General features: G+C 39.4%; 6 protein-coding genes. All 6 read left to right on the plus strand.

The window, feature by feature from the left end; all coding sequences use genetic code 11:
• Positions 1-210 (plus strand): hypothetical protein (locus NG798_RS27425; protein WP_261226890.1); only part of this gene is annotated, 210 nt, incomplete at its 5' end.
• 48 nt (positions 211-258) lie between these two features.
• Positions 259-624 (plus strand): DUF2927 domain-containing protein, encoded by a 366-nt coding sequence (locus NG798_RS27430; RefSeq protein ID WP_261226891.1) that lies wholly within the window; start codon positions 259-261, stop codon positions 622-624.
• Positions 625-670: 46 nt separating this feature from the next.
• A complete protein-coding gene (locus NG798_RS27435; protein ID WP_261226892.1) occupies positions 671-961 on the plus strand; it encodes a DUF2927 domain-containing protein in 291 nt (96 codons plus the stop codon).
• Complete coding sequence (locus NG798_RS28095) at positions 940-1,548, plus strand: glycoside hydrolase family 104 protein (RefSeq protein WP_317619649.1); 609 nt, start codon at positions 940-942, stop codon at positions 1,546-1,548. Before NG798_RS27435 ends, NG798_RS28095 begins: the two co-directional genes overlap by 22 nt.
• 234 nt (positions 1,549-1,782) lie before the next feature.
• Positions 1,783-2,127, plus strand: a complete 345-nt coding sequence (locus tag NG798_RS27445; protein WP_261226893.1) for a hypothetical protein — start codon at positions 1,783-1,785, stop codon at positions 2,125-2,127.
• Positions 2,124-2,321, plus strand: coding sequence for a hypothetical protein (locus tag NG798_RS27450; protein ID WP_261226894.1), 198 nt, complete (start codon positions 2,124-2,126; stop codon positions 2,319-2,321). Before NG798_RS27445 ends, NG798_RS27450 begins: the two co-directional genes overlap by 4 nt.
• Positions 2,322-2,567: the final 246 nt, after the last annotated feature.

Raw genomic sequence — 2,567 nt, forward strand, 5'->3', positions numbered from 1 at the left:
AATCCTAATGACCCCTTTGATCACAAGTTAATCAAACAATTCGGGATTTTAAAAGCTGACCGAGGCCGGTATGGTGTCACTCGCTCTGGACAGAATGGCACGATCTTAGAAGCCTTTGCCTCAGACCAGCTTCCCCCAACTACTGAGCAGAAACAACAGCTTGCTCAACAACTTGCCAGAAAAATTACCGATGCTTTAAATGAGCCATGAAACTTATTTCTGCCGTTGCTTTAATGATTTTAATAGCCGTAATGAACCATGAGACTTATCTCTACCATTGCTTTAATCGTTTTAATAGCTGTTTGGTATGATGCCTCCCCAACCAAATCCCAACTAAGCAGCCAAGAAACTTCCACTTTTCCTGATGAAAACGCAGATAAAACATTTGAATATTTCAAAGAAGTAACACTAAAGTCTGAGTTTGGCACTTCAGATGATGGGGTAATTAAGAAGTGGGTGGTTCCCATAAAATTAGAGATAGCCGGTCTTCCCACTCCCGAAGATTTACAAACACTGGAAGCTGTCACCCAGGAATTAAAACACCTCACCCAATTACCGATTCAAATTGTCAAGCCCAACACTGGGAATATGCGCGCTCCGGTTTACCCCAGAAGAAAACTTTAAGAAATTTATTCCCACTTATCAAGTCGGTAATAGCGGTTTCTTCTGGTTGAACTGGGATGAAACAAAACAGATAACTGGTGCTGAGATTTTAATCTCAACTACAGGTGTCACCCAAAAAGAACGCTCTCATCTCATCCGAGAAGAATTAACACAGGCATTTGGGTTGCCGGCGGACTCAGACAAATATTCAGACAGCATCTTTTATCAACAGTGGACTGATGTTACTGAGTATTCATCCTTAGATAAAAAGTTAATTAGAATGCTCTACAGCCCACAAGTAAAACCGGGGATGAATGAAAGCCAACTAGAGAAGCTATGGAGGGAGAATCGGCTATGATAAATCCCACCGGCCTATCAATCATCGCTCTTTCCACTCTAGGGTTAGCTATTGTCGGTCAACCTTCTCCAACACCGGCACCCAGACAAACAAGTCTATCCAATCATCCGCTATCTGAAGCAGTAGTTAATGAGAATGTTAGAGCTTTTTTGCAAACAATTGCCTTTGCTGAGGGTACTGCCGGCCCAGATGGTTATCGGATGATGTTCACCGGCCCCCTTTTTAATTCATTTAAAGAACATCCTAATATCAAGAATTGCTCACTTTATAAAGGGAAACCCCTATGCAGTACCGCAGCCGGTAAGTACCAATTTCTCAAAACTACTTGGGATGAAATCTCTCGTAAATTAAAGCTACCGGATTTTAGCCCAGAATCCCAAGACCTAGCCGCTGTCCAATTAATTAAACAGGCCGGTGCATACCAGGATATTGTGGCCGGCCAGTTTGATGATGCTGTGTTTAAAGTTGCGCCTACCTGGGCATCTTTCCCGACTGCTGAAGGGAAAAGCTACTACAACCAACCATCTAAAAAGCTGACTGATTTACGCAGGGTTTACCTGGGGGCCGGTGGTAAGCAAAAAGAGTAGTTTTCCTTAACTTAAATCCAGCAATACCTATGATTCACGCTCCATTTCAACTAATATATTACTTTTTTAATATGCTTGTTAAGTTTTAATTTTTGAGAAGGGCTAGAGTCTCTGAAATTATAACAATTATTACTTGAATTTAACCAATCATCATAACCAACAGGATGATATCTTTCATAAGAAAATAGGCTAAAAATGATATTATTATCTTAGGTAGTAACAGAGATTATTTACATGGCAAGGTTATCATCAGAGACACTGAGTAACGTTTTTAGTCTACAACGACAATTATTGGAACAAGTTGATGAAGCTACGGCAGTTGAATACATATTAATGGAACAGTTTGGAGAAACAGAAGAAACAATCCCTGAATTAGATGAATTGCAAAGCATTCGGGAAAGAGCAGATTCTTATTATTCCCGATTCTATGTAACGTTACGCCGTATCTATGACGCACAGCCGGTAGCCAGCCGTGATGTGCTAGAGTTATTGGATAGATCTATGGACGAAGCTACCGCTGCACTAGCGGCTACCAGAGCTAACGTTCAAGAAATTAAGAGAAACTGGAATTTACTATGACTAATCAACCCAGAATTCCCGATCCAGAAACTAGGGCGCGTTCCGTTGCCAAAATGCAAGAAGTTGTCAAACGTTGGGATGTTCTAATTGCTGATTTAGATGAATTAAACCTTCGTTTACAAACGGAAAATGAGCGAAATTTGGAAGCAGCACGTCAACGAGGGAATGCTAAGCGAAAAACTACTCCAAATTAACTTATATATGTTGTTGTGTTATTGCTTCTGCGAGAACACAACAACATATATCATCTACCGTCTTTTCAAAAATATTTTGTTCTTCCTTAAAACTCATTTACTAATTATTAATTTTGAATAAATACCTAATATGAATAATCCAGTCGTGAAAAATTATGAGGATTTAAGATAAGCTATTACACATTTAAACTGGGATAGAATTATTTCCTTTATTGTTAATTTTTCTATCCCAGTTAATAATTAACT

Source organism: Ancylothrix sp. D3o (genome assembly GCF_025370775.1).
Classification (GTDB): domain Bacteria; phylum Cyanobacteriota; class Cyanobacteriia; order Cyanobacteriales; family Oscillatoriaceae; genus Ancylothrix.

Coding starts and splice junctions, on each gene's coding strand:
- NG798_RS27430 (WP_261226891.1), top strand. CDS start 259: ATGAGACTTATCTCTACCATTGCTTTAATCGTTTTAATAGCTGTTTGG.
- NG798_RS28095 (WP_317619649.1), top strand. CDS start 940: ATGGAGGGAGAATCGGCTATGATAAATCCCACCGGCCTATCAATCATC.
- NG798_RS27445 (WP_261226893.1), top strand. CDS start 1,783: ATGGCAAGGTTATCATCAGAGACACTGAGTAACGTTTTTAGTCTACAA.
- NG798_RS27450 (WP_261226894.1), top strand. CDS start 2,124: ATGACTAATCAACCCAGAATTCCCGATCCAGAAACTAGGGCGCGTTCC.